This window comes from Veillonella infantium (assembly GCF_002959895.1).
Taxonomy (GTDB): domain Bacteria; phylum Bacillota; class Negativicutes; order Veillonellales; family Veillonellaceae; genus Veillonella; species Veillonella infantium.
In genome coordinates this window covers 114945-139790 of sequence record NZ_PPDD01000002.1, presented here as the reverse complement: position 1 = coordinate 139790, position 24846 = coordinate 114945, and the positions used below count along the sequence as shown (strand labels likewise).

Genomic DNA, 24846 nt, shown 5'->3' with positions numbered 1-24846 from the left:
ATGGAGGCTTATGAATATGTCGTAAAAAATGAGAATAATGAAACAGTAAAAGGTTTGATGTGGGCAGATTCAGAACAGGAGGTCGGTACACGGTTAAAGCGCGATGGATATAAGATTTATAAAATCACTTTACAAGTAAATAAGAAAAAGCATAAGTGGAATCATACCATGGTGGTAGATGTAACTTATCAATTAGGACTACTCATCGAGTCTGGTGTGCCTTTACGGAGGGCATTACAGTTACTCTGTCATGGGAAGCAAGGGCTTTTATATACAGCCCTCTATGAATCGATTGAGAGAGGTCAAACCTTATCGCAAGCATTGCGTAGTGAAGGCTGCCCTGCGATAGCCTTAGCACTACTAGAAAGTGGAGAGGCAGCAGGCACTTTAGGTGAAAGCTTACAATACATTTCACGTCACTATGACTGGGAGCGACAATTGCGACAAAAGGTTATGAGTGCTATTTCTTATCCTATATTTCTTCTTCTCATGATGAACGTATTCTTTCTCGTTACCATCCTGTTTATCATTCCATCCTTTGAGAAGGTTTTTACTACCATGCATATTACATTACCATTGATGACACGAGCCCTCTTTGCATTAGGACAAGGGCTAAAGAATCATCCTATATTAGTCTTTATTATGCAGTGTGTAGGTATAGGCGCTTTAGTCTTTGCATACCATCAACATAGTATAAAACGCAAAGTACATCGTTGGCTTTGGCTGTTGGCTCACAGATACCAATGGATGACCTGCATTTACTATACAAGTATGCTAAAGGTTTGGGCCCTTTTGTTAGATTCTGGAATTTCTATTATTCATACTATGAATATCACAAGACCTTTATGGGGCAATATGTATGGTGCCGAATGTAGTGAGAAAGTAGAGGCAAAGTTATTAACGGGTCATTCTTTTGAAGAGAGCCTTAGATCTGAGAATATTGGAAATTCCTTTATATGGCAAATGATTTCTATTGGCGAGGAAAGTGGAGAGCTCGTTAAGATGCTACATCATTGTGGACATTACTATGAATCTATACTTTCAAAATATATCGCCCGACTAGAGAGGCTTTTAGAACCAATTTTGCTAACTGTAATGGGAATTGGTGTAGCTGTTTTAGTTGTATCTGTTATGTATCCATTATTTACGTCTATTGCTAAGTTGGGAGGACAATAGCTATTTATAGTTAGCACAATAGCTATTTATAGTTAGAACAATAGAGGTCAATATAAATGGATAGCTGTTATTTAATCATTATAAGGAGGATATTATGAGTTCTGTTATACATATGGTTCATGGTTTAAATTCTCGATTAGAATTATGTGGTCAATGGGTTTTAGACCATTTACATATTTCTCGTGTTCGGGAAAATCTCAAGAAGTCGAGAAAAGGGGGCTTTACCCTTGTCGAGTTAATGGTTGTGGTAGCCGTTATTGCCATATTAGCAGCTATTGCGATGCCACAATTCTTATCGGCTGCTGATAGAGCACGAAATGCGAAGGAAACGGCAGATATTCAAATCATAAAAAATGCAACGCAGCTCTATATGATTGACAAGAATGTAGATACACCACCAACTGTAGAAAATCTATATAAAGAAGGTTATCTTACAGAACATGTTAAGACTGCAAAGGATAAGGAATATACCATTACTTATGAAGTGGTTAATGGCGGTACTGCAAAAGCAGTTGTAGTTAAAGCACCTGACGCACCTTAACGTAACTTATATCTAGAATTTAGCATCTAGCATCTAATATCAGTATCAAGTAACTAGTATTTAGTATTTAGTATTTAATGTGCATGTATTAATGATAGGAATGTAGTTTTAGGTTTTCATATATATGTAGTTTTAGGTTTTCATATATATGTAGTTTTAGGTTTTCATATATATGTAGTTATATCAATCGTTAGATTTACATATCTATAGTTGATTGTATGGAAGGACAAGGTATGAAAGGGACGCATTATGTTATAGCCCTGATCGTGTATATAGCATCCATAGTACTACCTATTATAGTTTCATCCCAGGTAATATCCTTTATTCACGTTGCTTTGTATGCTGTGTTTTCACTCATCATCATAGCAGGTGCTACCATCGATATGCATTACTATATATTACCTGATGAAGGGGCCTTAGTGCTTGTTATAGGTGGCATTTTGTACAGCTTTCTAAATGATAAGTCTATGCTTATAACAATCATAAGTGTTATGACTGTAGGTACTATTACATATGGACTTCGTCTTATTAGTCATAAAGGTTTTGGACTAGGCGATGTGAAATGGTTTTCTGCTATTTCCATGTGGCTTACGCCCTGGGAGATTATATGCTTTTTTTACGTAGCCTTTTGCGTTGGTTCTCTCTATCTCTTACTAACGAGCTATCGTAATCGATATATTCCATTTGGTCCCTTTCTATGCTTTGGTGGTTGGTGTGCCTTACATGGCGGGTCCTATATGGAGGTGTTATATCAATGGTTAAGGCACAACCTATACATCATCAGTTTGGCTCTTTGTTAGCCGAGTGGATTATTGCTATTAGTTTATTTTTACTTTTGATTTCTCTGTCTTTGCCTATTGTTACGACGCCCAGTCGTTATACCTTAAATGGAAGTACTCAAGAAGTGGTATATATGTTAAAAAAGGTTCAACTTTGGTCCATGCTTGGTCATAAGTCGAATGGGAAAGGGCGCATGTTATTCATATTAAATAAAGATAGCTATACCTTAGAGGAGGATGCGCATCATCATACAGTCGATATATCGTTACCTACAGGGATTGAAAATGTACAACCTTTAACGATTATCTCCTTTTCTTCTCTAGGATTGCCTTATGATGGAACGGAACTTATTTTACGGGATCGAGAAAGTGGTGAGAGAAATCGTATATGGATATCTGTGCAGACGGGACGTATTCGATGGGAAGAAGTACACTAAGGGATTTATGTATGGAGATGCCTTAGTATCAACAGCCATTATTATGTTTATATTGCCTGTTATACTATCTGTATTTTGGATGGCGACCCTGACAATCTATAAGGCTTATTATTGGGATTATATAGTACAAGACACTGTAACATATTTAGAGGAAAGTAAGTCCCAGTATTACAAAACAGGTCACATTCAGGAAGGGATTCATAACTCTCAATTTATTATGAGCCCTAGGGAATCTATTACTTATAAAACACACATAGAACCTACCGTAGAAAATGGCATTGCCCTACAACGATTAACTGTACAGGCCATAGATAATGAAACTATTGTGTATAGCTTATCTCTCGTTTTGGAGGAAATACGTTGAGTACTCATGATAAACAAAGTGGTTTTATTTTGTATTCCACACTTATGAGTATAACTATTTCTACTATTGTTCTAACCTTGTTATTAGGGATAGTTTTTTACGGAGTTATGTGGAATGCAAAATTAATAGATAGTGTTGCGATGATGGAGGATGGCCGGTATACAAGGCGTATGGTCGTAGCTCAAATTATATGGAATCCTGTACAGGTAACTGTAGAGGATAGAAATAAGACTTTATATGTTCACGATACTAAACGGACTACATTAACTGTACAACGCCATGCGCTGTATAGAAAACTTACGGATGGCAGCTTGCAGCCGGTTAGTGGTAGCCGCATTATAGGTACAAAAGATAAGCGAAATGTGGGGTATACACAAGAGCATCCATTTAGTATAGATGAAAGTGAAACTATCCACATGCGTTGGTATATTACTAATCGATTTACTGGTGATAAGCAATATACTGCTGGATATGGAGGATTAGCTATATATGAAGTTGCTATAGGTCAAAGTAGTATATATGATTGGTATAAATATCATGAGGAACAGAGTCATGAACATGGGGGCCCATAATGATGGATTTATTACATATGTAGCGATACTTACAATGTCTTTTTTATTATTGTTAGCCTTTATGGGGCTGCGTATTGGTCAAATTTGTGAAGGTAATGCTATAGATGAATTGCATTTAGAAGAGGCACACTATGCTGCTCAAAGTGGAGCACATTGGTTTGTAGGCTATTGTAGAGCGGGTAATACATGGGACTTTCAGCAAAAGCTAATAGTAGCTGATGATGCGGACGTGGAAATAACGATTGAAGCTGACTCAGTATCAGAAAACCCTCGTCATGTTATGAGTTATGGGAAATTGAAGCGTCACAAAATTGTCAGTCGAGTACATATGTATGTGACGGTAGATAAGGATAATAATATGCATGTTATAAAGGTAAAACCATATTGAGGTGAATCTATGAAACGAAAAAAGAAAATACATACTGGAGTATGCATTACAGATGAACGTATTGTATGTGTTACAGCTCATGTAGAAAATAAAACTATGGTCATTACCGATGCACTAGAAATGAAACGCAGTGCACCTATTGATGAGGATATTCGAAAATTTATTGAAATGTATGATTTAGATGATGGTGCCTACAGCATTGTTGCAAATATCGATACACAAATGCATGTGGCACCTTATGATCCTCACGATTTTGATATGAAAGAGTTCATCAAGTGGAATGTAGAGGATTACTTTAGCTTTGATGGAGATTGCTTCCAAATGGATGCGTGTCGTCGAGAATATCCAAGACATAATTATCATATGTTTATGGTAGCTGTAGAGCGTCATTCATTAGAATTGTTAAAACAAGGAATACGAGACACTTATGCTCCAGTAGATGTAATTGATTTTTGGCCTATCCCTATTTGTTACAGTTTGATGCGGCGTAGTGGGACTGTAACTGGCGTTGTTGAAAAGGGTAATTTACACTTATGGCTATGGTGGAACGATATATGTATTCAAGAATGTAGAATTCCAATTACTAGTACCGATGTATCAGAAGGGATAGAACAGCTTGAGGCTAGATTGCAGGAGTTTGGCGTAGATGAAATACAAGGCATTAAGCTGTATGGTTTAGAACAGTTAACTGAAGAGGAACGAAAGGATATGGAAGCTATTATCTCCATATATGGAGAGACGGAGTATATTCCTCTACTATTTTTAGGTCGTGGTCGTAATCGGTGTAAACTAGGCCAACTAGATTGGGATATGGCCATTGGTATGGCAGCAAGGGGGCTTAAATGGATTGGCTTGGGCTGGTAAGGATAGACACATTAATTTAATGCCTCGTTCGTTATATTGGCATGGTATATGGCACAGATATCGATATTATCTATATGGAATGAGTATTATATACGGAATAGTAGGATTATTATCTTTAGGTTATTGCTGGTCTAGTTACGAACATTATAAAGCTGAAAAATCAGAACTATTGAGTCTATTAGAAAATCCACAGTATCAGTCTATAGGGAAACAGTATGCAGATATAATAGCCGTTAAAGATCAAATTCTTAAGAATAGTTCAAAAAATAATACATCATCTATGATTCAAAATACTATAGTCCTATATGTCATTGATATAGCTATGGAGCAAGGTATTAGTTTACAGCACCTCCATATAAAAGATGGACAGATTAGTGTGGATGGTGTAGGTGTTACTGATGATGCGTGTCGTAAGTTTATAGCTAGTCTTCAACACAGACTAATAGGGATGGAGTGTCATGGAACAGTTAAAGCAGATAAAGGTATATATACATTCCATGTGGAAGGATCTAAAGGAGAGCACAACACATCCAGTAGAGAAGATACTAATGATCGTAATAGTGTGGAGCATCATCATTAGTAGTTCACTATATGGATTTATTAGTTTAAATCAGAAAGTTACTCAATTGAAAGAGCGACAAGAAAACTATGTTATTAAAATGCATGCTGAGTCAGATTATATTGTATCTAAGGAAGCCAAATTGTTAGAGTCATTTACGCAAAATAAGGTATCTAACACGAGTTCTAATACAAGTGTTTTTGATTCTTTGCAAGGAGAACCATTAATGATTGTTAGTACTGATGAGCATGAAGGTGTATTAGAGTTAACTGTATTAGGGAGTACAGAACGACTTATAAACTGGATTAATACTGTTGATGAGAAAGAACCTTCACGCCGTATAGAAATAGAGGACATAGAACGGAAAGGCAATGTCGTATATGTACATTGTGCAGTGAAACCAACTATGAGGTCTTAACATATAAATTGTTTTTAGTAATACTAATAGAGACAGATTATAGAGAGTTAATCTATAGTCTGTCTTTGTTTTTGTAGCATTTTATAGTACAATGAAGGATATGAAATAATAAGGGGCACATAAATAGATGATAATAAAACGCAATATTATGCTCATCGGTTCTATGGGAAGTGGCAAAAGTCATTTCGGTCGTAATCTTGCAGAACGCAAGGGATGGCAATTTGTAGATACTGATCGCGTATTAGAAGGTCGTTTTGGGTTGCCTATTGCTGAAATATTCAAGAAAATTGGAGAAAAAGCATTCCGTCGTGCTGAAATGGATGTACTTAAAAAGGTATGCTTATACCATGAAGCGGTTATATCTGTAGGTGGTAATTTTCCGATTGAACATCGTACGTTAAAAGTATTAAAAAAATACTCATATATTATTGGTATTCGCGCTGCACAATTTCGTATTGTGAGCCGTGTAAATCGCCGAATTGGGAAACGGCCAACTATGGATTACAATAATGTACATGCTTTTGTACACGCTATGATACAATCCTGGAAACCAGTATATAAGCAGTGTGATTTTGTACTAGATACAACAAATGGTCGGACCTATGATTTTATGCAACGTATTGAAGATGAATTAGTTTCTTCAGGCGTGCAATTTAAAGCAAGACGTCAACCCAATGATATGAACAATGGAGATGATAAAGAATCATCTCAAGAACTAAAACTAAATAATTCTGTTACTAGAAATACAAATGATAGTAGAATACCTAAGAAAATAGAAGCTCATAAACGAACTTCTCATACACTAGGTTCTAATAAGGTAGGATCTAATACATCTTGCTGTGATAAACGTCGTAAACAGAAGACGTCTAATCAGGCAGGTAAAGGACGTAAGTCAGAAGCTATATCCAAACAACGTACACCACAAGGGGGTAATGGATATGAGAAGAATCGCAATACTAACAAGCGGCGGAGACGCACCTGGCATGAACGCCGCCATCAGAGCGCTAACTAGAAAAGCAATACATGAAGGTTTTGAAGTGTTCGGCGTTGAACGTGGCTATTTAGGCATTATGGAAGAGCAATTTATTCCTTTATCAAACCGCTCTGTGGGAGGCATTATTACTCAAGGTGGAACGATGCTAAAAACAGCTCGTTTTCCAGAGTTCCAAAATGAGGATGTTCAAAAAAAGGCTTATGATATTTTAAAGGCTCATAGTATTGATCACCTTATTGTTATCGGCGGTGATGGATCTATGCGCGGTGCTACCAGTTTAGCGAAATTGGGTATGTCCACAATGACTATTCCTTGTACCATAGATAATGATATGGGTGGTACTCAATATACTATAGGCTTTGATACGGCGCTCAATACTGTGGTTGATGCGGTTGGTAGAATTCGTGATACTTCTAATTCACATGAACGAGTAGCCATTGTCGAAGTAATGGGACGTAAGGCAGGTCATATTGCGCTTAAAGCGGGTCTTGCCTGTGGTGCAGAAATTGTACTCGTTCCCGAAAAGCCTATGCCTTTACATGATGTATGTCGTCATTTAAAGGAAACACAGATACGTGGTAAAGAATATAGTGTGATACTCGTTGCTGAAGGTGCTTACAATAGTGGGGAAGTAAAATCCTATATTAAGGAACATACGGAATTTGATCCGAGCTTGACCGTATTGGGATATTTACAACGCGGTGGCGGTCCCTCTGCATTTGACTCCATTTTAGCGGCTCGTATGAGTGAAACTTGTATTGATTTATTAATGAATGGTACAGATAATCGATTATTGGGCTATATAGATGGTCATATTCGTCCTATTTCCTATCAGGAGGCAGAGCTTTTGGATTTTCCTATTCAAGAGAAGGACTATACACTATTATCCATATTAAGTAGTTAATTCTAGTAATGACCCGGAAGGGTCATTTTCTATTTTTATCATCATTTATTCATGAATAAAATTATATTGCATAAAAGTAATTGGTACTGTATAATTTAAAGATACTATTAGTATTGTTAGAAATGATACATGTTGTGCAAATATCTTCGTCTTAATATAAGGAGATTATAATGAAAGAATTCTTACAAAAGCATCGTAAACGCATTATTGCTGGTGCTGTTGTTCTTTGTGTTCTTGGTGGTGGTACATACTACTACATGCATAGTGAAGGTTCTAAGCAAACACAAAACTTATATACTACTGGTAAGGTAGAAAAGGGTGATGTAAAAACAAGTATTAGTGCTACAGGTACTATTAACCCTGTTAATTATGTAGACGTTTCTACGAATGTGGCTGGTAAACTTGAAAAAGTTTTAGTTAAAGAGAACGATCAAGTTACAGCAGGTCAAGTGATTGCCTATATTGATACACGTCAATTACAAGCCTCTGCAGATGATGCTCGTGCTGCACTAGCTAAGGCCGAACTTGATATGAACCGCTATAAAGCATTAGCCGATCAAAATGCTATTGCTCAACAAACCTATGATGATTCTGTAACAGCTTATGAACGGGCAAAATCTACGTATGACCGTGCAGCAGCAGATTTAAATGATGCTACTATTACGGCGCCAATGTCTGGTACTGTTATTGGTACACCGTTGAAAGCTGGTCAAACTATCAGTACTGGCATTTCTACACAAATGATTATCGCTACGATTGCAGATTTAAGTGATTTAGAAATTTACCTAACTGTAGATGAAACAGATATTGGTAGTATTAAACAGGGTGCTAAAGTAGAATTTACAGTAGACTCTAAACCAGGTGAAACTTTCACAGGTTACGTGTCTGAAATTGCAAAAGGTACAAAAGGCAATATGGGCGCTACAAGCAATAGCGTTGTGTACTATACCGTAAAAGTTCAAATTCCTGAAAATATTTCTAATAATTTCTTACCATCTATGACGGCTCGTGCAACTATCTTTGGCGAAGATATTAAAAATACATTGGTAGTACCTCTTACTGCAGTGCGTACAGATAAGCAAGGGGAATATGTATATGTTATTAAAGATGGTCAACCAGTACGTACAGCTGTTTCTACAGGTGTAACTGGTGATACTAATGTACAAATTCTAAAAGGTTTATCTGAAGGTGATGAAATCATCGTAAGTGGTGATGTAACAGCACCTAAGAATAATAGCCGTGGACCGTTCTAATAGTAGGTGAATATGAATCAAGCAGTAATCGATATACAAGGGATTACGAAGACCTATGTAAATGGTAAATTATCGGTGCCTGTTCTGCATGGCATCGATTTACAGGTCAACAAAGGCGAATTTGTGTCTATTATGGGTCCATCTGGTTCTGGTAAATCTACCTTTATGAACATACTTGGTTGTTTAGATAGACCAACAACAGGTTCATACCGCCTAAATGGCGATGAGGTTGCAACCTTATCCGACGATGAATTGGCCTTTGTACGAAACAAACAAATAGGCTTTGTATTCCAAAGTTTTAACTTATTAACAAAATTGACAGCTTTAGAGAATGTGGCGCTCCCTATGATTTATGCAGGGATGGATAAAAAGTCACGTAATGAACGTGCCGCTGCATTGTTATCCTCTGTTGGCCTTGGGGATCGTATGGATCACTTGCCATCTGAGTTATCTGGTGGTCAGCGTCAACGTGTAGCCATAGCTCGCGCGTTAGCGAATAATCCTGCTATCATCATGGCCGATGAACCGACAGGCAACCTTGACTCCAAGTCGACTATTGATGTTATGAATATCTTTAGAGGTCTCTATGATGAAGGGCGTACAATTATCCTCGTTACTCATGAACCTGAAATTGCAACCTATGCAAGTCGTAATGTAGTATTGCGTGATGGTTTGATTGTAGAGGATTCTCAAAATCTCAATATGACGTCTGTACAGGAGGTGCCACATGTATAAAGAGAGTTTCTTAATGGCATGGGCATCCCTCATTGCTAATAAAATGCGTTCCATTTTAACCATGTTAGGCATCATCATTGGTGTAGCTGCCGTAATTGCCTTAGTATCTATTGGTAATGGTGTAAAGCAAGATATCCAAAACTCCATCTCTAGCCTAGGTTCTAATTTATTGATGGTTATGCCTGGTGCACCGCGCACACCAGGGGTTCGACCTTCTGCAGGTTCTATGAAGTCTTTAAAGGTTTCTGATTACGAAGCGATTGCAAAACTAGATGGTGTAAAAGCTGCCAGTCCGATGACAAATGGTTCGTATGTAGTAATTTATCAAAATAAGAATTGGACCACTTCTGTATCTGGTGTTAGTTATAACTATTTAGATGTAAACAATTGGTCTATGAAATCCGGTCGCTTCTTATCTGAAAAGAATGTACAGAATCGTGAACGCGTTGCAGTCGTAGGTAAAACAGTTGTTAAGAATCTATTTGGTGATGAAGATCCAGTAGGTGCTGAAATTCGTGTCAAAAATATTCCATTCCGTATCATTGGTGTTCTTAATAGTAAGGGCAGTGGTGCTATGGGTAATGACCAAGATGATATGGTTATTATCCCGTATACTACAGCCATGGAACGGGTAGAAGGTGTTGATTATCTTCGAATGATCTACGTAGTAGGTAAGGATGAAAACGGTATCGATCGATTACAATCCGATATTGAAAACCTATTGCGCGTACGTCATGGGATCAAGGATACTAATCTAGATGATTTCAATATTCAGAACATGAACTCCATCATGGAAACTATGGAGGAAACTACAGGAACGTTAACATTATTCCTTGGCGCTGTAGCTGCTATCTCGCTCGTTGTTGGTGGTATTGGCATTATGAATATTATGCTCGTATCCGTAACTGAACGTACTCGAGAGATTGGGGTACGTAAAGCTTTAGGCGCAACTTACAGTGTTATCGTTACACAGTTCCTTATCGAAGCTGTTGTTATCAGTCTGATGGGGGGCATTATAGGGATTATACTCGGCATAGGCTCATCTAAGCTGATTGGCATGGCTTCGGGTATGAGTACGGTTATATCTGTACCAACTATTGTAATGTCTTTTGCCTTTTCTATGGCAATAGGTTTGATCTTTGGTATTTATCCAGCTCGCAAGGCGGCAAAACTTAATCCAATTGATGCATTACATTATGAATAGTCTTAAACTGTAAGTTTGTATTTTTAAGAACATACTAATAAATAGATAGAGTTATTCGCATATGGTGCGTTGCATGATACAATATGTATGATGTAACGCACCATTTTTATATGCTTGTATGTAATTTGTGCTATATACTTATGAAACTTTCATACAAGCAATTTGTAATAAACGGGGTATGTAGATTACCTAATCTACGGGTAAGTATATTGAATGGAGAAACTTATGGCTACAACATTGTTAGAATATTTCAACGAATTACGAAATCAGAATCCATTTTCTTGGGTAAAAGATTCTGAAATTACAGCAGTTGAACCAGGTCATGCAGAAATGACCTTACAAACAAATGATACAGAGTATTGTAATTTCCGAGGGGATTTACATGGTGCCGTTTGTATTGGTTTAGCAGATAGTGTAATGGGGACCGCTTGTTTCACATTGGGCAAATCTGTTAGCACTATTGATCTTAATGGTAACTATGTGAAAGCTGTTAAGGGTGGTACCGTATTGCGTGGTGTAGCTAATGTAGAGCACAGTGGTAAAACAACCATGGTTGCGACAGCACGTATCTATAATGAATTAGGTGAACTAGTTCATTTAGCACGTGGTACATTTTTTGTACTAGAAGAGAAGTCATTACCTGAATTACCATGGCGTTTTATTGAAGAAGACAACCCTGATTTGGTATAATATAGTTTAGACTTTTAAATATAGGAGGATGCTTTAATGAAAGAAGAATTACAACGGATTAAGGCTGAAGCTCTTGATGCGATTAAAGGGTTGACAGATATACAATCACTGCAAGATATACGCGTTAAATATTTAGGTAAAAAAGGTGAGGTAACGGCATTACTAAAAGGTCTTGGTAAATTATCTCCAGAAGAACGCCCGAAGGCTGGCGCCCTCGTTAATGCTGTTCGTGAAGCATTAGAAGCCGAAATTGATACGGTTAAAGTTCGTATGGAAACGGCAGAGTTAAACGCTCGTTTAGAACAAGAACGCATCGATATTACATTGCCTGGTCGTGCACAAAAAGCTGGTCATATCCATCCATTAACTAAGGTTAATGAAATGATTGAGGACTTCTTCATGAAAATGGGGTATACCGTTGAAGAGGGGCCAGAAATTGAACAGGATTACTTTAACTTCGAATGCTTAAACTTGCCTAAAGACCATCCTGCACGTGATATGCAAGATTCCTTCTATATTACAGAAAACTTCTTATTGCGTACCCATACATCTCCAGTACAAGCTCGTACAATGCAACGTCATGAACCTAACAGCCCAATCCGTATGATTGCGCCGGGTAAGGTTTATCGTTGGGATTATGATGCAACACATTCCCCAGTATTCCATCAAGTGGAAGGTCTCATCATCGATGAGCATATTACATTTGCTGATTTGAAAGGCACATTAGAGTCCTTCTTGCGTCATATGTATGGGGATGAAACAAAGGTACGTTTCCGTACAAGCTTCTTCCCATTCACAGAACCATCTGCAGAAGTAGATATTTCCTGTGTAATGTGTGGTGGTGAAGGTTGCCGTGTATGTTCTCATACAGGTTGGCTTGAAATCTTAGGATGCGGTATGGTTCATCCTGATGTATTGCGTATTAATGGGTACGATCCTGAAAAGGTTAAAGGCTTTGCCTTTGGTATGGGCGTAGAACGTATTGCTATGCTTTTATATGGCATTAATGATTTACGTCTATTCTTTGAAGATGATGTACGATTCTTGGAACAATTTTAGGAGGAACTCATGAAAGCAAGTTTACAGTGGATGAACGAATACGTGCCTGTGGATATGAATCGTCCTGCTCAAGAATTGGCCGATGAATTAACACAAGCAGGGATTCCTGTAGAAGATGTCATTGCTATGGATAATGGCATTAAGAAAATTTATACTGGTAAAATCGTAGAAATCACAAAACATCCAGATGCAGATAAATTACAAGTATGTCAAGTTGAATGCCTTACTGAAGAAGGTGAGCCTGTTACAAAACAAATCGTAACAGCAGCAACAAATGTAGCGGTAGGTCAAATCGTACCTGTAGCATACCATAAATCTCGCTTAGCTGATGGAACAGAAATTAAAAAAGGTAAATTGCGCGGCGAGGTATCTGAAGGTATGTTCTGTTCTGTTGCAGAATTTGGTATCTCCAGCGATTTAGTATTGCCAGAAGAAGCACAAGGTATTTATATCTTTCCTAAAGGCACACCAATCGGCCTTGATGTAAAAGATGTATTAGGCTTAAACGACATAGTATATGAATTTGAATTGACTGCAAACCGTGCGGACTGTTTCTCCATGGTTGGTTTATCCCGTGAATTCGGCATGATGACAAATCAAAAAACTTTATTCCCTGTTATCATGGTTAACGAAAATGGTGAGTCCATTGAAGGCAAAGCATCTGTATCTATCGAAGCGGATGATCTTTGCACGCGATTCATGTCTCGTATCGTTACAGATGTAAAGGTTGAACCATCCCCATTGTGGATGCAAAATCGTTTGCGTAACAGCGGCATCCGTCCTATTAATAATGTAGTAGACGTAACAAACTATGTTATGTTAGAACTTGGTCAACCTATGCATGCCTATGACTATGACCATGTAAAAGGGCATCAACTAGTGGCAAGACGTGCTAAAAATGGAGAAGTTCTTGTTACACTTGATGGTTCTGAACGTGAATTAAATGATTCTATGCTTATTATTGCCGATGCAGAACGCCCTGTAGGTGTAGCTGGTATCATGGGTGGCTTTGATAGCGAAGTAACAAATGAAACTACTACTGTTATGCTTGAAGCTGCTGTGTTTAATGGACCATCCATTCGCCGTACTGCAAAAGCGCTTGGTATGCGTTCTGAAGCATCTGGACGTTTTGAACGTGGCGTAAACCATAAATACACTGCCTATGCTATCGACCGAGCAGCACAGTTGTTGCAACAAATTTGCCCATCCTGTAAAGTTGACGTAGGCGTTATCGATGTGTACAAGAACCCTGTAGAGCAACATACCGTTACTTTCACAGCAAAACAAATCAACGATTACTTGGGTACAAACATTGAAAAAGACGAAATGGTTCGCATTTTGACTGCTCTTGAATTCGTTGTAACTGAAGAAGGGGACCAATTATCTGCCCTCGTTCCAACATGGCGCGGTGACGTAACAGTAATGCCTGATATCGCTGAAGAGGTAGCTCGTATTTATAACTATGATAATATCGCTCCTACAATTCCTGTAGCCGTATTGTCCTCTGGTGGTATGACGCCTAAGAAAGCTCTTACGAAAGAGGTAACACATACGTTAGCTAAATTGGGTATGACTCAAATCATTACATTTAGCTTTATGCATAAAGATGGCCTTTCCAATATGATGCTTCCTGAAGGGGATAGCCGTTATACAGCCATTCCAATTTTGAATCCTATTTCCGAAGAATTCCCTTATATGCGTACTACATTGGTGCCGGCTGTTATCGAAGCTGCGAAACGCAATATTGCGCAACAAAATAAGGATCTTTGGTTGTTTGAAACAGCGAATGTATATGAACCAAAAGCATTGCCTTTGACAGAGGTACCTCATGAACGCCCTATGGCTTGTGGTATCTTGATGGGCAAGGCAAACCAAGCTGGCTGGAACCAAGCAGAACGCACTACAGATTTCTATGATGTAAAAGGCATTGTAGATGCGTTGTTAGCTGAATTAGGCGTTACAGGCTACGAAATTAATCGTAGCACTGAACCTTACTTCCACCCAGGCGTAAGTGCTCAATACGTAGTTGATGGTAAAATGATTGCTCAATATGGTGAATTACATCCACAAGTGAGCAAAAACTTTGATTTACCAGGAAAAGTATACATGTTTGAAATCGATTTGGAAGCAGTATTATCCTTAACGATTCCACCATTCCGCTATACATCTTTCAGTAAATTCCCAGGTACTAGCCGTGACCTTGCTATTGTGGCACCTGTGTCCGTATCTAGTGGTGAAATTTTATCTATCATTAAAGAGCATGGTGGCGAATATTTAGAAAGTGCATCTATCTTCGACGTTTACGAAGGTGAACATATCGAAGCTGGTTACCGCAGTCTTGCATACAACTTGCAATTCCGCTCTATGGAAGGCACGTTGAATGATGAAGATATTGATGGTAACATTCAAGCTATTATCGATGCATTAGCAGAAATTAACTGCAGATTACGTTAATCTCAAGCAGTATATTGAAAGGGTTTACCATATGGTAAACCCTTTTAGTACTATAGTTATACCTTTAGTTAGGTAGAAAGGATTATCCATGGAATTATTGGCTCCTGCCGGTACGATGGAAAACTTTATAGCCGCTTTAGAATCTGGGGCTGATGCTATTTATCTTGGCGGTAAAGGCTTTAATGCTCGTGCTCATGCAGCAAACTTTGGCATTGAAGAACTGGCTGAGGCTATTCGTTTGGCTCATATTTTAGATGTGTCCGTATATGTAACCGTAAATATCCTCATAGGTGATTCCGAATTAAAGGATCTCGAGGCGTATTTAAAGGACTTAGAGCGCATCGGTGTGGATGCTATTATCGTTCAAGATTTAGCAGTTGCTAAATTGGCACAACGAGTGGCTCCTAAACTTCACTTGCATGGCAGTACGCAGATGACGGCTGCTACATTAGATGCTGTTCGTTTTTATGAAAGCCTCGGTTTTACCCGTGTTGTATTGGCTCGTGAATTGAGCCTCCTTGAAATTGAACATATTTGTAAAAACTGTACAGCTGAAATCGAAGTCTTTGTACATGGTGCCTTATGTGTGTGCTATTCTGGTCAATGCTTGATGAGTTCCTTTATCGGTGGTCGCAGTGGTAACCGTGGTGCCTGCGCACAACCTTGCCGCTTGCCTTATGAGTTATTAGATTCATCTGGCACTAGCTTGTTGCCAAAACATGAAGCCTATCTGTTAAGTCCAAAGGATCTTAACTATAGTGAGCATATGAATGAACTCGTTGCAGCCGGTGTTACGTCCTTTAAAGTAGAAGGACGCATGAAAAAGGTTTCCTATGTGCGTCAAGTTATTGGAACGTATCGCCATATTTTAGATACAGCTCATATGGATGCTGCTGATGCCGATGCATTGGCATCAGGATTTAATCGTGGGTTCTCTACTGATTACTTAACAGACCATGTAGGGAAATCCATGATGACCGTTGTGGCTCCAAATAATCAAGGGAAATTGATCGGCAAAGCAGAGGTCAAAAAGGGACAAGTTCATTTGTACCTAACAGAACCGATTGAAAAAGGTTCACTCTTAAAGGTAATGCAAGCTTCTGGTAGTATTACGTACTACCAAATTGATCAGAATTGGTCCTTAGTAAATGAAAAACATTTTGTAGGTAAACCTGATGAAGGCTTTGCGGCAGGACAAGTATTCTTGGCATCTACGCCAAAATCTCAAAAGCAACGGGGCTTACAAGACTTTAGTGCTAAATTAGAAGTACATGGTTATCTATCTATTAATACAGACCGAGAACAGCCATGTACAAATCTTACCTTTGTATTAAACGACGGTCGTACTGTGACAGTATCTAATGAGTTTGAACCAGTTTATGCTAATAATAAACCGACTAGTTTAGAGAAGGTTACAGACCAAGTGGGTAGATTAGGTAATACATTGTTTACTCTAGCCTCTATGTCTATTCCAAAAGGTCCATATATGTGGCCTGCTAGTGTTTTGAATGCATTGCGTCGCGATGCAGTGGAGTCTTTAGAAACTCTGTTAATTACAGATCATGAAACTGCTTGGGCTGAGCTGGCTGTAGAGCCTCAAGATATGTCATCTATGGTTGCTAAGGGTAAGGTTCAATATTCTGAGCCTATGGTGAGTGCTCGCGTTGATGAACTAGAGGCTGTGAAAGCAGCTATTGACGGGGGCGCTAAGAAGATTATCTTCGGTGGTGACCGTTTACAACGTAAGCCTTATGAACTTAGCATCTACGAACAGGTAGCTAAGCTTTGTAAAGACCATAATGTACTTTGTGTATTTGCTACCCCTCGGGTTGTGAAAGATGATGAAGTAAAGGCGTATATGAATACCCTTAAGGCCATAGTTGAGGCGAAACCAGATAGCATTTCTATTCACGTCCCTCAAGCCTTATTGTGGCTTCGTGACTTAGGGTATACAGGTGCTATTGAAGCTGATACAGGTCTTAACATATTTAATGGCTCTGCATTACAAGTATGGGAAGATTTACATATGAGTAGCATAGCGCCATCCTTAGAGTTAACCTTGACGCAACTCGTAAGCTTACAAAAATCTACTAATTTGCCATTAGAGGTTATGGTTCATGGCTATACGGAAATGATGATTTCTGAATACTGTGCCATCGCTAGCTTTGTAGGGACAGGTAAAAAAGAAAATTGCCCTATGCCGTGTGTAAAGGAAGATTACGCATTGAAGGACCGTAAAGGGGAAGTATTCCCACTTCGTACGGATCCGTATTGCCGTATGCACATCATGAATAGTCATGAAATGGATATGCGCGCGTATGTGCCAGAGTTACACCGAAAAGGGCTACATATTTTGCGCATCGATGGACGTCATATGGATCCAAAGAGATTGCGTATTATCGTAGCAGATTATGTATCCATTCAAAATGGAACAAAAGAGGCTCCTCCTAAAAGTGTAGGCAAGGATGATACACCTATTACAAGGGGCCACTATTTTAGAGGTATTTTATAAAAGAGGTAGTACATTGTTTAACGAAGATGTATTAGACTTTCACCATATAAAAGAACAATTACAACAACATTGTAGTTCTACCATTGCTAAAGAATTAGCCATGCACATCGAACCTATGACAGATGCAAAAGCTATTCAAGAGAACCTTGATGAAACGGCAGAGGCAATGCGGTCTTTGCAAACTGAGGTAGAACAACCGTTAGGCGGTACGCGAGATATTCGCGAATCCTGTAAAAAGAGTCGTAAAGACTTTGTCCTTACGCGTGAAGCATTGTGGGATATTTATTTAACCATTGGTGCTTATAAGCGCATGACAAAGTTCTTTAGAACGAAATATATGGAATATCCTTTGCTATCCTTATGGGTACAGGATATGCCAAATACAGATCGCATTGAAAATCGCTTTAAACGCGTTTTTGATGAAAAAGGGGAATTGCTTGATACAGCATCTCCTAAGTTGGCGAGTCTAAGAAATACGATTATTAAAACTCGTGAAAAGATTAAAAATGATATTCAAGCTATCTTACACGACAAGGATAATCAGAAGTATTTCCAAGAAACAATCATTACGCAGCGTAACAATCGCTATGTAATCCCTGTAAAACAGGAATATCGCCAATATTTTGATGGTCTTATTCACGACCGTTCTGCAACGGGTCAAACACTCTATATTGAACCGATGCGCTTGGTGAATCTAAATAATGAATTACAAGAGGCTTTGATTGGTGAAGAGCAAGAGGTATTGCGTATTTACCGTGAATTATCAGCCCTTGTAAAACAACATAGTAATGATTTGATGGATGCTTGTGAAAAGGTATCCCACATCGAATTTGTATATGGTAAGGCGAGCCTTGCTATTTCTTATAAGGGTGTACCGGCCATCTTGAGCACAGACAGAACTGTCAATCTCATGAGAGCTCGGCACCCATTAATCCCACCGAATGTGGTAGTACCTACAAATATTCAATTAGGTACATCGTACCGTATTTTATTGATTACTGGGTCTAATACAGGCGGTAAAACAGTATCCCTTAAAACATTAGGGTTATTGAGTTTAATGAACCAATGTGGTCTATTTATTCCTGCAGACCACGGCTCAATGTTGCCTATATTCCAAAATATCTTTGCCGATATTGGGGATGAACAAAGTATTGAGGCTAGCCTTAGTACGTTCTCTGCTCATATGACACAAGTTATTTCCATTATTAAACATTGTGGCCCAAATGACTTGGTATTGCTGGATGAGCTTGGTTCTGGTACAGATCCAGAGGAAGGTAGTGCACTTGCTGTATCTATCCTTGAGTTCTTCCGTAAAAAAGGTTCTCTTATGATGGTAAGTACCCATTATAATGAGCTTAAAAACTATGCATACCATACAGAAGGAATCGAAAACGGCCATGTAGAATTTGATGAGCGCACCTTAAAGCCAACGTATCGACTTCATATTGGTGTAGCAGGTAGTAGCCATGCATTGAGTATTGCGGCCCGCTTAGGTTTACCAAAAGATATCGTAACGCGCGCGGCAGAGTATAAATCTCAATTTGGTAGCCATGAAATGGAAGAAGTTCTTTCAGATTTGAATGAGCAACTTCGTAAGGCATCTGAACGTGAAAGAGCCTTAAAGAAAGAGCTTGATGAAACACGTCGCATGCGCGGCCAATTAGAGAAGGAAAAGAAACAGTTTAATGAAAAACGTAAACAAATCTTAGCCAAGGCTCAAGCAGATGCAGAAGCTATGAAACGTAGTTTACGCGTCGAAGGGGAAGCGATTATCAAGCAATTGAAATCGCAATTCTCCGAAACAAATAAGGATAAGCGTCAATCTGCTATTAATGCTGCACGTAAGGGCATTTCTAATGTACATGTACCAGAAGCCCCAGTAGATGATGATCGTAAGTCCTTGACGGCAGATGCTATTAAGGTAGGCCAAGCAGTATATGTTACATCTTTACGTTCATTAGGTACCGTATTAGCTATCAATGGCAATCGTGTAAATGTAGATATTAATGGCTTAACTGCAACAGTTAAGGTTAATGAATTGCAATCTACCACACGTGAAGAGGGCAATAAACTAGAACGTGAACAAAAAGCGGCTATGCCTAAAACTAGAAAACGTATGGGTGGCTCTGCCGTACAACGCCAAAAAGAGGTTCGTACTGAAATTAATATTCTTGGACAAACGGTAGATGAAGCGACAGTTTCTGTTGGTAGATTTATTGATCAAGCTTTACTTGGTGGTGTTAATCAAGTGCGCATTATTCACGGTAAGGGGACTGGTGCATTACGAGAAGGTGTACATCAATATTTGCGCACCTTACCGCATGTGGCTCATTTTGAAACAGCAGGCTATGACGAAGGTGGTGCAGGGGCTACCAATGTAGTTCTGAAATAAAAGTGTATACTTTCTCTAATAGATCTCTAATTGATCATTGCATATCTGTATGCTGCGGATGATTATATAGTTATAAAGCAATAAAAAAGGTAGTAAGTTCTTTGAACTTACTACTTTTTTTACGTAAAAGAAAGGAGCGGAACACTTGTTCCGCTCCTTTAGCGTATGAGATTAACGATCTTTTTTACTAGACTTTTTACTTTTGGATGAATTAGATTTCTGTTCAGTTGCATCATCTTTTGAGCCACTGTCATCTTTTACAGCTTCATCTTTCGATTTGTCTTTATCGTCTTTTTTGTCTGCTTTTTCGTCCTTAGCAGCTTCTTTTTTCGGCTGTGCTTTTACAGGATTATAATAACCTTCAGAAACAGCTGATTGAGCGCTAGCAGGAACGGAGAAGTCAGAAGCAGGGGTATTGGCAAGCGCATTTGCCATGAATTGGCCCCACATAATAGCAGGTGTGTCACCACCGGTCATGCCTCGTAATGTTTCCGAGCCATAGTCATCACCAATCCAAACGGCAGCTACTAAATCAGGCGTGTAACCAACGAACCAAGCATCCTTGGAATCATCTGTTGTACCAGTTTTGCCTGCTGCAGGACGACCGATTGCGGCATTACCACCAGTACCGCCATTTATAACGGATTCTAGCATATTTGTAATGATAGCTGCATCTTTTTCATCTACAACACGTTTTTCTTGGATGGAGTTTTCTTCCACAACTTGACCATTGCGGTCTACAATTTTAACGATTGCCGTAGGTTGAACTTTGATACCACCATTAGCGAGTACACCATAAGCTTGAACCATTTCAAGAGGTGTTACACCATGAGTTAAACCACCAAGTGCAGTAGACAAGTTATTATCTTGATCAGTTAGAGTAGAGATACCCATTTCTTTAGCAAGTTTAATAATCTTAGACATGCCTACTTCATCAGCAATTTTTACGGCAGCTACGTTACGAGAATGTTGTAATGCATAGCGGTATGTAATGCTACCTACGAAGTCATTTTCATAGTTTTTAGGGCTCCAGTTACCAAATGTAACAGGGCTATCATCTACGATAGAACCAGGAGTTTTACCAGATTGAATAGCTGCCAAATATACAAATGGTTTCATAGCGGAACCTGGTTGACGTTCTGCTTGTGTAGCACGGTTAAATGCATCATCACCACGGCCACCAACCATAGCCATAATGTAACCATTATGAGGGTTCATAGCTACGATAGCACCTTGTGGTTGATGTAAACCATTGCTATCTGTGTAGTAGTTAGGCAAGTTTTGCATTGCTGCTACAGCTGCATTTTGTGCATCCATATCGAGAGTAGTATAAATTTTTAAACCATCTTTATAGATTGCATCGTCACCATATTTTTCAGAAACTTGTGCAATAACATAGTTAATGAAGTAAGACGCATTAGATTTTTCATGCGTTTGTTCTTGTTTTGCCACTAAGCCTAAATCTGCTTGACGCGCTTCATCAGCTTGCTCTTGTGTAATGTATCCGTATTTAACCATTTGGCCTAATACAACGGCTTGACGTTTTTTACTAGCTTCCAAATCATTGAATGGAGAGTAGTAGTTAGGACTTTGTGGTAAGCCCGCAATGAGCGCTGCTTGAGCAAGCGTTAATTGGCTAGCATCCTTACCAAAGTACACATGAGCTGCAGATTGTACACCGTATGCACCTTGACCAAAGTAAATTTGGTTCATGTACATTTCTAGGATTTCATCCTTAGTGTAGTGTTGTTCAATTTTTAGTGCTAGTAATGCTTCAGAAATTTTACGTTTAAATGTTCTGTCTTGAGACAAGAATGCATTACGCGCTAACTGTTGAGTGATAGTAGAACCACCTTCAGATACGCCACTATGAACAAGGTTAACCCATACAGCACGTAAGATACCAACTGGGTCGATACCGTGATGGGAGTAGAAGCGAGAGTCCTCAGTAGCAACAAAGGCATTTTGTAAATCCTTTGGTACATCTTTTAAAGGTACTGGTAATCGATTCTCTGTGGAATGAACCGTTGTGATGAGATTACCGTGCACATCGTAAATTTGAGACGATGCGGAAGGACGTACATTGGATACATCTGGTAGGTTAGACAGTGTGGCACTGATAAAACCACAGCCACCTCCGGCTACGATGAGTATAAGGAGAAGGGCACAAATCCAAAATAGACGCTTTGGACTTGTTTTCTTCGGTGTAGAGCCGCTACCGTTAGAACGGCGGCTGCTTCTCGCATTTGAGTTATTACTCATAGAGTCACCTCTTTTTTCTTTTGTTAGTAAATATAACGTAAATTCTATTACGCAGTTATAAATATTATATCATAAAAGGCTTAAAACCAATACTATATATATAATTGTGAAAGTTTTTAGATAATGGTATACTAAAACAATAGTATTTCGAGGAGGATTATCATGGTTAGTGCTCAAGAACAAGTACGCCAAATTAAACACGGCGTAGCAGATTTAATTAATGAACAAGATCTTGTAAAGAAAATAGAAAAATCCATTAAGGAAAATAAACCGTTAGTTGTAAAACTAGGTTTGGACCCAACAGCGCCAGATATTCATTTGGGTCATACTGTACCACTTCGTAAATTACGTTTGTTCCAAGAATTTGGTCATCAAGTAGTGATTGTTATCGGTGGTTTCACTGCACGTATTGGTGATCCTACTGGTAAAAGCGCAACTCGTCCACCACTTACAAAAGAAGAAGTATTGAAAAATGCTGAAACTTATAAAACACAAATCTTCAAAGTGTTGGATCCTGAAAAAACTATCGTTCGCGACAACAGTGAATGGCTTGAATCCATGAATTTTGCTGATGTTCTACGTTTGGCAAGTTCTTACACTGTAGCGCGTATGATGGAACGTGATGATTTCAATAAACGCTTTAAAGAAGGTCGTGCTATTGGTGTTCATGAGTTTATGTATCCATTGATGCAAGGTCAAGATTCTGTAGCATTACATGCTGATGTTGAATTTGGTGGTACAGACCAAACTTTTAACTTGTTAATGGGCCGTCATTTACAAGAATTAGAAGGTCAAGAACCTCAAGTTGTTATCACAATGCCATTGCTTGAAGGCCTTGACGGTGTTCAAAAAATGAGTAAATCTTTAGGCAATTACATCGGTATCGACGAAGAACCTAAAGAAATGTACGGTAAAGCAATGTCTATTCCTGATGAATTGATGATGCGCTACTTCATGCTCGTTACAGATATGCCAATTGAAGAACAAGAGGACATGGAAAAACGTCTTGAAAGTGGTGAATTACATCCACGTGACGCTAAAATGCAATTAGCTCGTACCATTGTTCGTTTGTACCATGGTGAAGAGGCTGCTCTTGAGGCAGAAGAAGAATTCAAACGTGTATTCCAACAACGCGCATTACCTACAGATATTCCTGAATACGCTATGGATGCGCCAACAGAACCAATCTTTGTACCACAATTCTGTACAGATGCTGGTTTGACTGCCTCTAATGGTGAAGCACGTCGCTCCATTAAAGCTGGTGCTTTTAAAGTAAATGGAGAAAAATATACAGAAGAAAACCTTACCCTTGAAGAGGGCATGATCGTTCAAGTAGGTAAGCGTAAATTTATAAAAATTAAATTTAACTAATATAAAACTGTGATGGGGTAGAAACCTCATCACAGTTTTTTTGTCCATTTTCTTTATAAGATTTTCCTCTATTGTATCTATTAATAGTAACTCCAAAATTTAGGTACAAGTTAATGTATAATGAATATAAAAGATGAATATAAAAGATAAATATAAAAGATAAATATAAAATACTAATTTGATACATAAAAGATTTATATGGATATTGTATAAATTTTACTATAAAGTAAGAGGACTATATATGGACAAGAAACTATCTAATTTCCTAGAAAAACGAGAACATACTGTTCTTACCGACATTGATGTTATAACTGCGGCCGTAGCAGTACCATTACTAGAAATCGATGGGGAAGATCACGTAGTATTTACTGTACGCAGTAATAAGCTACGCCGTCAGCCTGGTGAAATTAGCTTTCCTGGTGGCCACTGTGAACCTAATGATAAAAGCAGTGCCCATGCTGCCATGCGTGAGTGCTCTGAAGAATTGGGCATAGATTTAGATCAAATTGAATTACTTGGTAATTTAGACTGTCTCGTATCTGCGATAGGTGTCAAATTATATGCTGTAGCCGTACGTTTACATACAAGTGATTTAAAACCAAATCCTGATGAAGTAGGAGAGGTATTCACCGTTCCATTACAATATCTATTAGACATGGAGCCAACTGTAGGTCATCTAGATATAGCTACAAGACCGTTAAAGGACTTTCCATTCCATTTATTAGAAGGCTACAACATTGACTGGAAAATTAGACAAAACTACTCCGTCTATTTCTATCCCTATGAACAATACACCATATGGGGACTAACGGGGCGAGTGCTGAAAAACTTTTTAGATATATATAGGGAGATTTATTTGCATAATAACCCTCATATAAATTGACAGATTTTAAATTAAGGTATACTATTTATGTGTAA

The 24846-nt window shown here is 38.5% G+C and carries 23 protein-coding genes; 22 read left to right on the top strand and 1 reads right to left on the bottom strand.

Annotation, left to right across the window (positions count from 1 at the left end; translation table 11 throughout):
• The 20 genes from VCHSUH03_RS01980 (at position 1) to VCHSUH03_RS01885 (ending at position 20295) form a co-directional block, all read left to right on the top strand.
• Positions 1 to 1176, top strand: coding sequence for a type II secretion system F family protein (locus VCHSUH03_RS01980; protein WP_060924229.1), 1176 nt, complete (start codon positions 1 to 3; stop codon positions 1174 to 1176).
• 94 nt (positions 1177 to 1270) lie between these two features.
• On the top strand, positions 1271 to 1717 hold the full coding sequence (locus VCHSUH03_RS01975; protein WP_060924230.1) for a competence type IV pilus major pilin ComGC: 447 nt from the start codon (positions 1271 to 1273) through the stop codon (positions 1715 to 1717).
• Between the two features lie 218 nt (positions 1718 to 1935).
• Positions 1936 to 2517, top strand: a complete 582-nt coding sequence (locus VCHSUH03_RS01970; protein WP_024064538.1) for a prepilin peptidase — start codon at positions 1936 to 1938, stop codon at positions 2515 to 2517.
• A 113-nt stretch (positions 2518 to 2630) separates the two neighbouring features.
• Positions 2631 to 2933, top strand: a complete 303-nt coding sequence (locus tag VCHSUH03_RS01965; RefSeq protein WP_231723917.1) for a hypothetical protein — start codon at positions 2631 to 2633, stop codon at positions 2931 to 2933.
• Positions 2934 to 2940: 7 nt separating this feature from the next.
• Positions 2941 to 3297, top strand: a complete 357-nt coding sequence (locus VCHSUH03_RS01960; protein ID WP_105093880.1) for a hypothetical protein — start codon at positions 2941 to 2943, stop codon at positions 3295 to 3297.
• A gap of 107 nt (positions 3298 to 3404) precedes the next feature.
• Positions 3405 to 3869, top strand: coding sequence for a hypothetical protein (locus tag VCHSUH03_RS01955; RefSeq protein WP_420917988.1), 465 nt, complete (start codon positions 3405 to 3407; stop codon positions 3867 to 3869).
• Entirely contained in the window at positions 3850 to 4257 is a 408-nt protein-coding gene (locus VCHSUH03_RS01950; protein WP_105093879.1) for a hypothetical protein, read from the top strand. The genes VCHSUH03_RS01955 and VCHSUH03_RS01950 overlap by 20 nt, the downstream gene beginning before the upstream one ends.
• Before the next feature lie 9 nt (positions 4258 to 4266).
• Positions 4267 to 5121, top strand: a complete 855-nt coding sequence (locus tag VCHSUH03_RS01945) for a hypothetical protein (protein ID WP_105093878.1) — start codon at positions 4267 to 4269, stop codon at positions 5119 to 5121.
• Positions 5105 to 5701, top strand: a complete 597-nt coding sequence (locus VCHSUH03_RS01940; protein WP_167388599.1) for a fimbrial assembly protein — start codon at positions 5105 to 5107, stop codon at positions 5699 to 5701. The genes VCHSUH03_RS01945 and VCHSUH03_RS01940 overlap by 17 nt, the downstream gene beginning before the upstream one ends.
• A 205-nt stretch (positions 5702 to 5906) precedes the next feature.
• Entirely contained in the window at positions 5907 to 6098 is a 192-nt protein-coding gene (locus tag VCHSUH03_RS01935) for a hypothetical protein (protein WP_082717862.1), read from the top strand.
• Between the two features lie 127 nt (positions 6099 to 6225).
• A complete protein-coding gene (locus VCHSUH03_RS01930) occupies positions 6226 to 7110 on the top strand; it encodes a shikimate kinase (protein ID WP_105093877.1) in 885 nt (294 codons plus the stop codon).
• A complete protein-coding gene (locus VCHSUH03_RS01925) occupies positions 7082 to 7996 on the top strand; it encodes an ATP-dependent 6-phosphofructokinase (protein WP_241567124.1) in 915 nt (304 codons plus the stop codon). Before VCHSUH03_RS01930 ends, VCHSUH03_RS01925 begins: the two co-directional genes overlap by 29 nt.
• Before the next feature lie 170 nt (positions 7997 to 8166).
• Positions 8167 to 9249: an efflux RND transporter periplasmic adaptor subunit gene (locus VCHSUH03_RS01920; protein WP_105085731.1), complete on the top strand. Its 1083-nt coding sequence runs from the start codon at positions 8167 to 8169 to the stop codon at positions 9247 to 9249.
• Positions 9250 to 9261: 12 nt separating this feature from the next.
• The gene (locus VCHSUH03_RS01915) at positions 9262 to 9984 is read left to right on the top strand and encodes an ABC transporter ATP-binding protein (protein WP_105093875.1); all 723 of its coding nucleotides are present in this window, start codon (positions 9262 to 9264) and stop codon (positions 9982 to 9984) included.
• A complete protein-coding gene (locus VCHSUH03_RS01910) occupies positions 9977 to 11188 on the top strand; it encodes an ABC transporter permease (RefSeq protein WP_105093874.1) in 1212 nt (403 codons plus the stop codon). Before VCHSUH03_RS01915 ends, VCHSUH03_RS01910 begins: the two co-directional genes overlap by 8 nt.
• 225 nt (positions 11189 to 11413) lie before the next feature.
• Entirely contained in the window at positions 11414 to 11878 is a 465-nt protein-coding gene (locus VCHSUH03_RS01905; protein WP_060924243.1) for a PaaI family thioesterase, read from the top strand.
• Positions 11879 to 11914: 36 nt separating this feature from the next.
• Positions 11915 to 12937 carry a phenylalanine--tRNA ligase subunit alpha gene (gene pheS / locus VCHSUH03_RS01900; RefSeq protein WP_005386321.1) on the top strand — a complete coding sequence of 341 codons (1023 nt, stop codon included), beginning with the start codon at positions 11915 to 11917 and terminating at the stop codon, positions 12935 to 12937.
• Between the two features lie 9 nt (positions 12938 to 12946).
• Positions 12947 to 15391: a phenylalanine--tRNA ligase subunit beta gene (pheT, locus tag VCHSUH03_RS01895; RefSeq protein ID WP_105093873.1), complete on the top strand. Its 2445-nt coding sequence runs from the start codon at positions 12947 to 12949 to the stop codon at positions 15389 to 15391.
• An 88-nt stretch (positions 15392 to 15479) separates the two neighbouring features.
• The gene (locus VCHSUH03_RS01890; RefSeq protein ID WP_105093872.1) at positions 15480 to 17903 is read left to right on the top strand and encodes a U32 family peptidase; all 2424 of its coding nucleotides are present in this window, start codon (positions 15480 to 15482) and stop codon (positions 17901 to 17903) included.
• A 13-nt stretch (positions 17904 to 17916) separates the two neighbouring features.
• Positions 17917 to 20295, top strand: a complete 2379-nt coding sequence (locus VCHSUH03_RS01885; RefSeq protein ID WP_105093942.1) for an endonuclease MutS2 — start codon at positions 17917 to 17919, stop codon at positions 20293 to 20295.
• Between the two features lie 171 nt (positions 20296 to 20466).
• Here the strand turns inward: VCHSUH03_RS01885 and VCHSUH03_RS01880 are convergent, their stop codons facing one another.
• The gene (locus tag VCHSUH03_RS01880) at positions 20467 to 22557 is read right to left on the bottom strand and encodes a transglycosylase domain-containing protein (RefSeq protein ID WP_105093871.1); all 2091 of its coding nucleotides are present in this window, start codon (positions 22555 to 22557) and stop codon (positions 20467 to 20469) included.
• Positions 22558 to 22719: 162 nt separating this feature from the next.
• Here VCHSUH03_RS01880 and tyrS point away from each other — a divergent pair, with 162 nt between their 5' ends.
• Complete coding sequence (gene tyrS / locus VCHSUH03_RS01875) at positions 22720 to 23928, top strand: tyrosine--tRNA ligase (RefSeq protein ID WP_105093870.1); 1209 nt, start codon at positions 22720 to 22722, stop codon at positions 23926 to 23928.
• 241 nt (positions 23929 to 24169) lie between these two features.
• Entirely contained in the window at positions 24170 to 24811 is a 642-nt protein-coding gene (locus VCHSUH03_RS01870) for an NUDIX hydrolase (RefSeq protein WP_105093869.1), read from the top strand.
• Positions 24812 to 24846: the final 35 nt, after the last annotated feature.

Bases quoted from the DNA above. Each gene is read 5' to 3' on its own strand.
- VCHSUH03_RS01980 (WP_060924229.1), top strand. From the start codon at position 1: ATGGAGGCTTATGAATATGTCGTAAAAAATGAGAATAATGAAACAGTA.
- VCHSUH03_RS01975 (WP_060924230.1), top strand. From the start codon at position 1,271: ATGAGTTCTGTTATACATATGGTTCATGGTTTAAATTCTCGATTAGAA.
- VCHSUH03_RS01970 (WP_024064538.1), top strand. From the start codon at position 1,936: ATGGAAGGACAAGGTATGAAAGGGACGCATTATGTTATAGCCCTGATC.
- VCHSUH03_RS01965 (WP_231723917.1), top strand. From the start codon at position 2,631: ATGTTAAAAAAGGTTCAACTTTGGTCCATGCTTGGTCATAAGTCGAAT.
- VCHSUH03_RS01960 (WP_105093880.1), top strand. From the start codon at position 2,941: ATGTATGGAGATGCCTTAGTATCAACAGCCATTATTATGTTTATATTG.
- VCHSUH03_RS01955 (WP_420917988.1), top strand. From the start codon at position 3,405: ATGTGGAATGCAAAATTAATAGATAGTGTTGCGATGATGGAGGATGGC.
- VCHSUH03_RS01950 (WP_105093879.1), top strand. From the start codon at position 3,850: ATGAACATGGGGGCCCATAATGATGGATTTATTACATATGTAGCGATA.
- VCHSUH03_RS01945 (WP_105093878.1), top strand. From the start codon at position 4,267: ATGAAACGAAAAAAGAAAATACATACTGGAGTATGCATTACAGATGAA.
- VCHSUH03_RS01935 (WP_082717862.1), top strand. From the start codon at position 5,907: ATGATTGTTAGTACTGATGAGCATGAAGGTGTATTAGAGTTAACTGTA.
- VCHSUH03_RS01930 (WP_105093877.1), top strand. From the start codon at position 6,226: ATGATAATAAAACGCAATATTATGCTCATCGGTTCTATGGGAAGTGGC.
- VCHSUH03_RS01925 (WP_241567124.1), top strand. From the start codon at position 7,082: ATGAACGCCGCCATCAGAGCGCTAACTAGAAAAGCAATACATGAAGGT.
- VCHSUH03_RS01920 (WP_105085731.1), top strand. From the start codon at position 8,167: ATGAAAGAATTCTTACAAAAGCATCGTAAACGCATTATTGCTGGTGCT.
- VCHSUH03_RS01915 (WP_105093875.1), top strand. From the start codon at position 9,262: ATGAATCAAGCAGTAATCGATATACAAGGGATTACGAAGACCTATGTA.
- VCHSUH03_RS01910 (WP_105093874.1), top strand. From the start codon at position 9,977: ATGTATAAAGAGAGTTTCTTAATGGCATGGGCATCCCTCATTGCTAAT.
- VCHSUH03_RS01905 (WP_060924243.1), top strand. From the start codon at position 11,414: ATGGCTACAACATTGTTAGAATATTTCAACGAATTACGAAATCAGAAT.
- pheS (WP_005386321.1), top strand. From the start codon at position 11,915: ATGAAAGAAGAATTACAACGGATTAAGGCTGAAGCTCTTGATGCGATT.
- pheT (WP_105093873.1), top strand. From the start codon at position 12,947: ATGAAAGCAAGTTTACAGTGGATGAACGAATACGTGCCTGTGGATATG.
- VCHSUH03_RS01890 (WP_105093872.1), top strand. From the start codon at position 15,480: ATGGAATTATTGGCTCCTGCCGGTACGATGGAAAACTTTATAGCCGCT.
- VCHSUH03_RS01880 (WP_105093871.1), bottom strand. From the start codon at position 22,557: ATGAGTAATAACTCAAATGCGAGAAGCAGCCGCCGTTCTAACGGTAGC.
- tyrS (WP_105093870.1), top strand. From the start codon at position 22,720: ATGGTTAGTGCTCAAGAACAAGTACGCCAAATTAAACACGGCGTAGCA.
- VCHSUH03_RS01870 (WP_105093869.1), top strand. From the start codon at position 24,170: ATGGACAAGAAACTATCTAATTTCCTAGAAAAACGAGAACATACTGTT.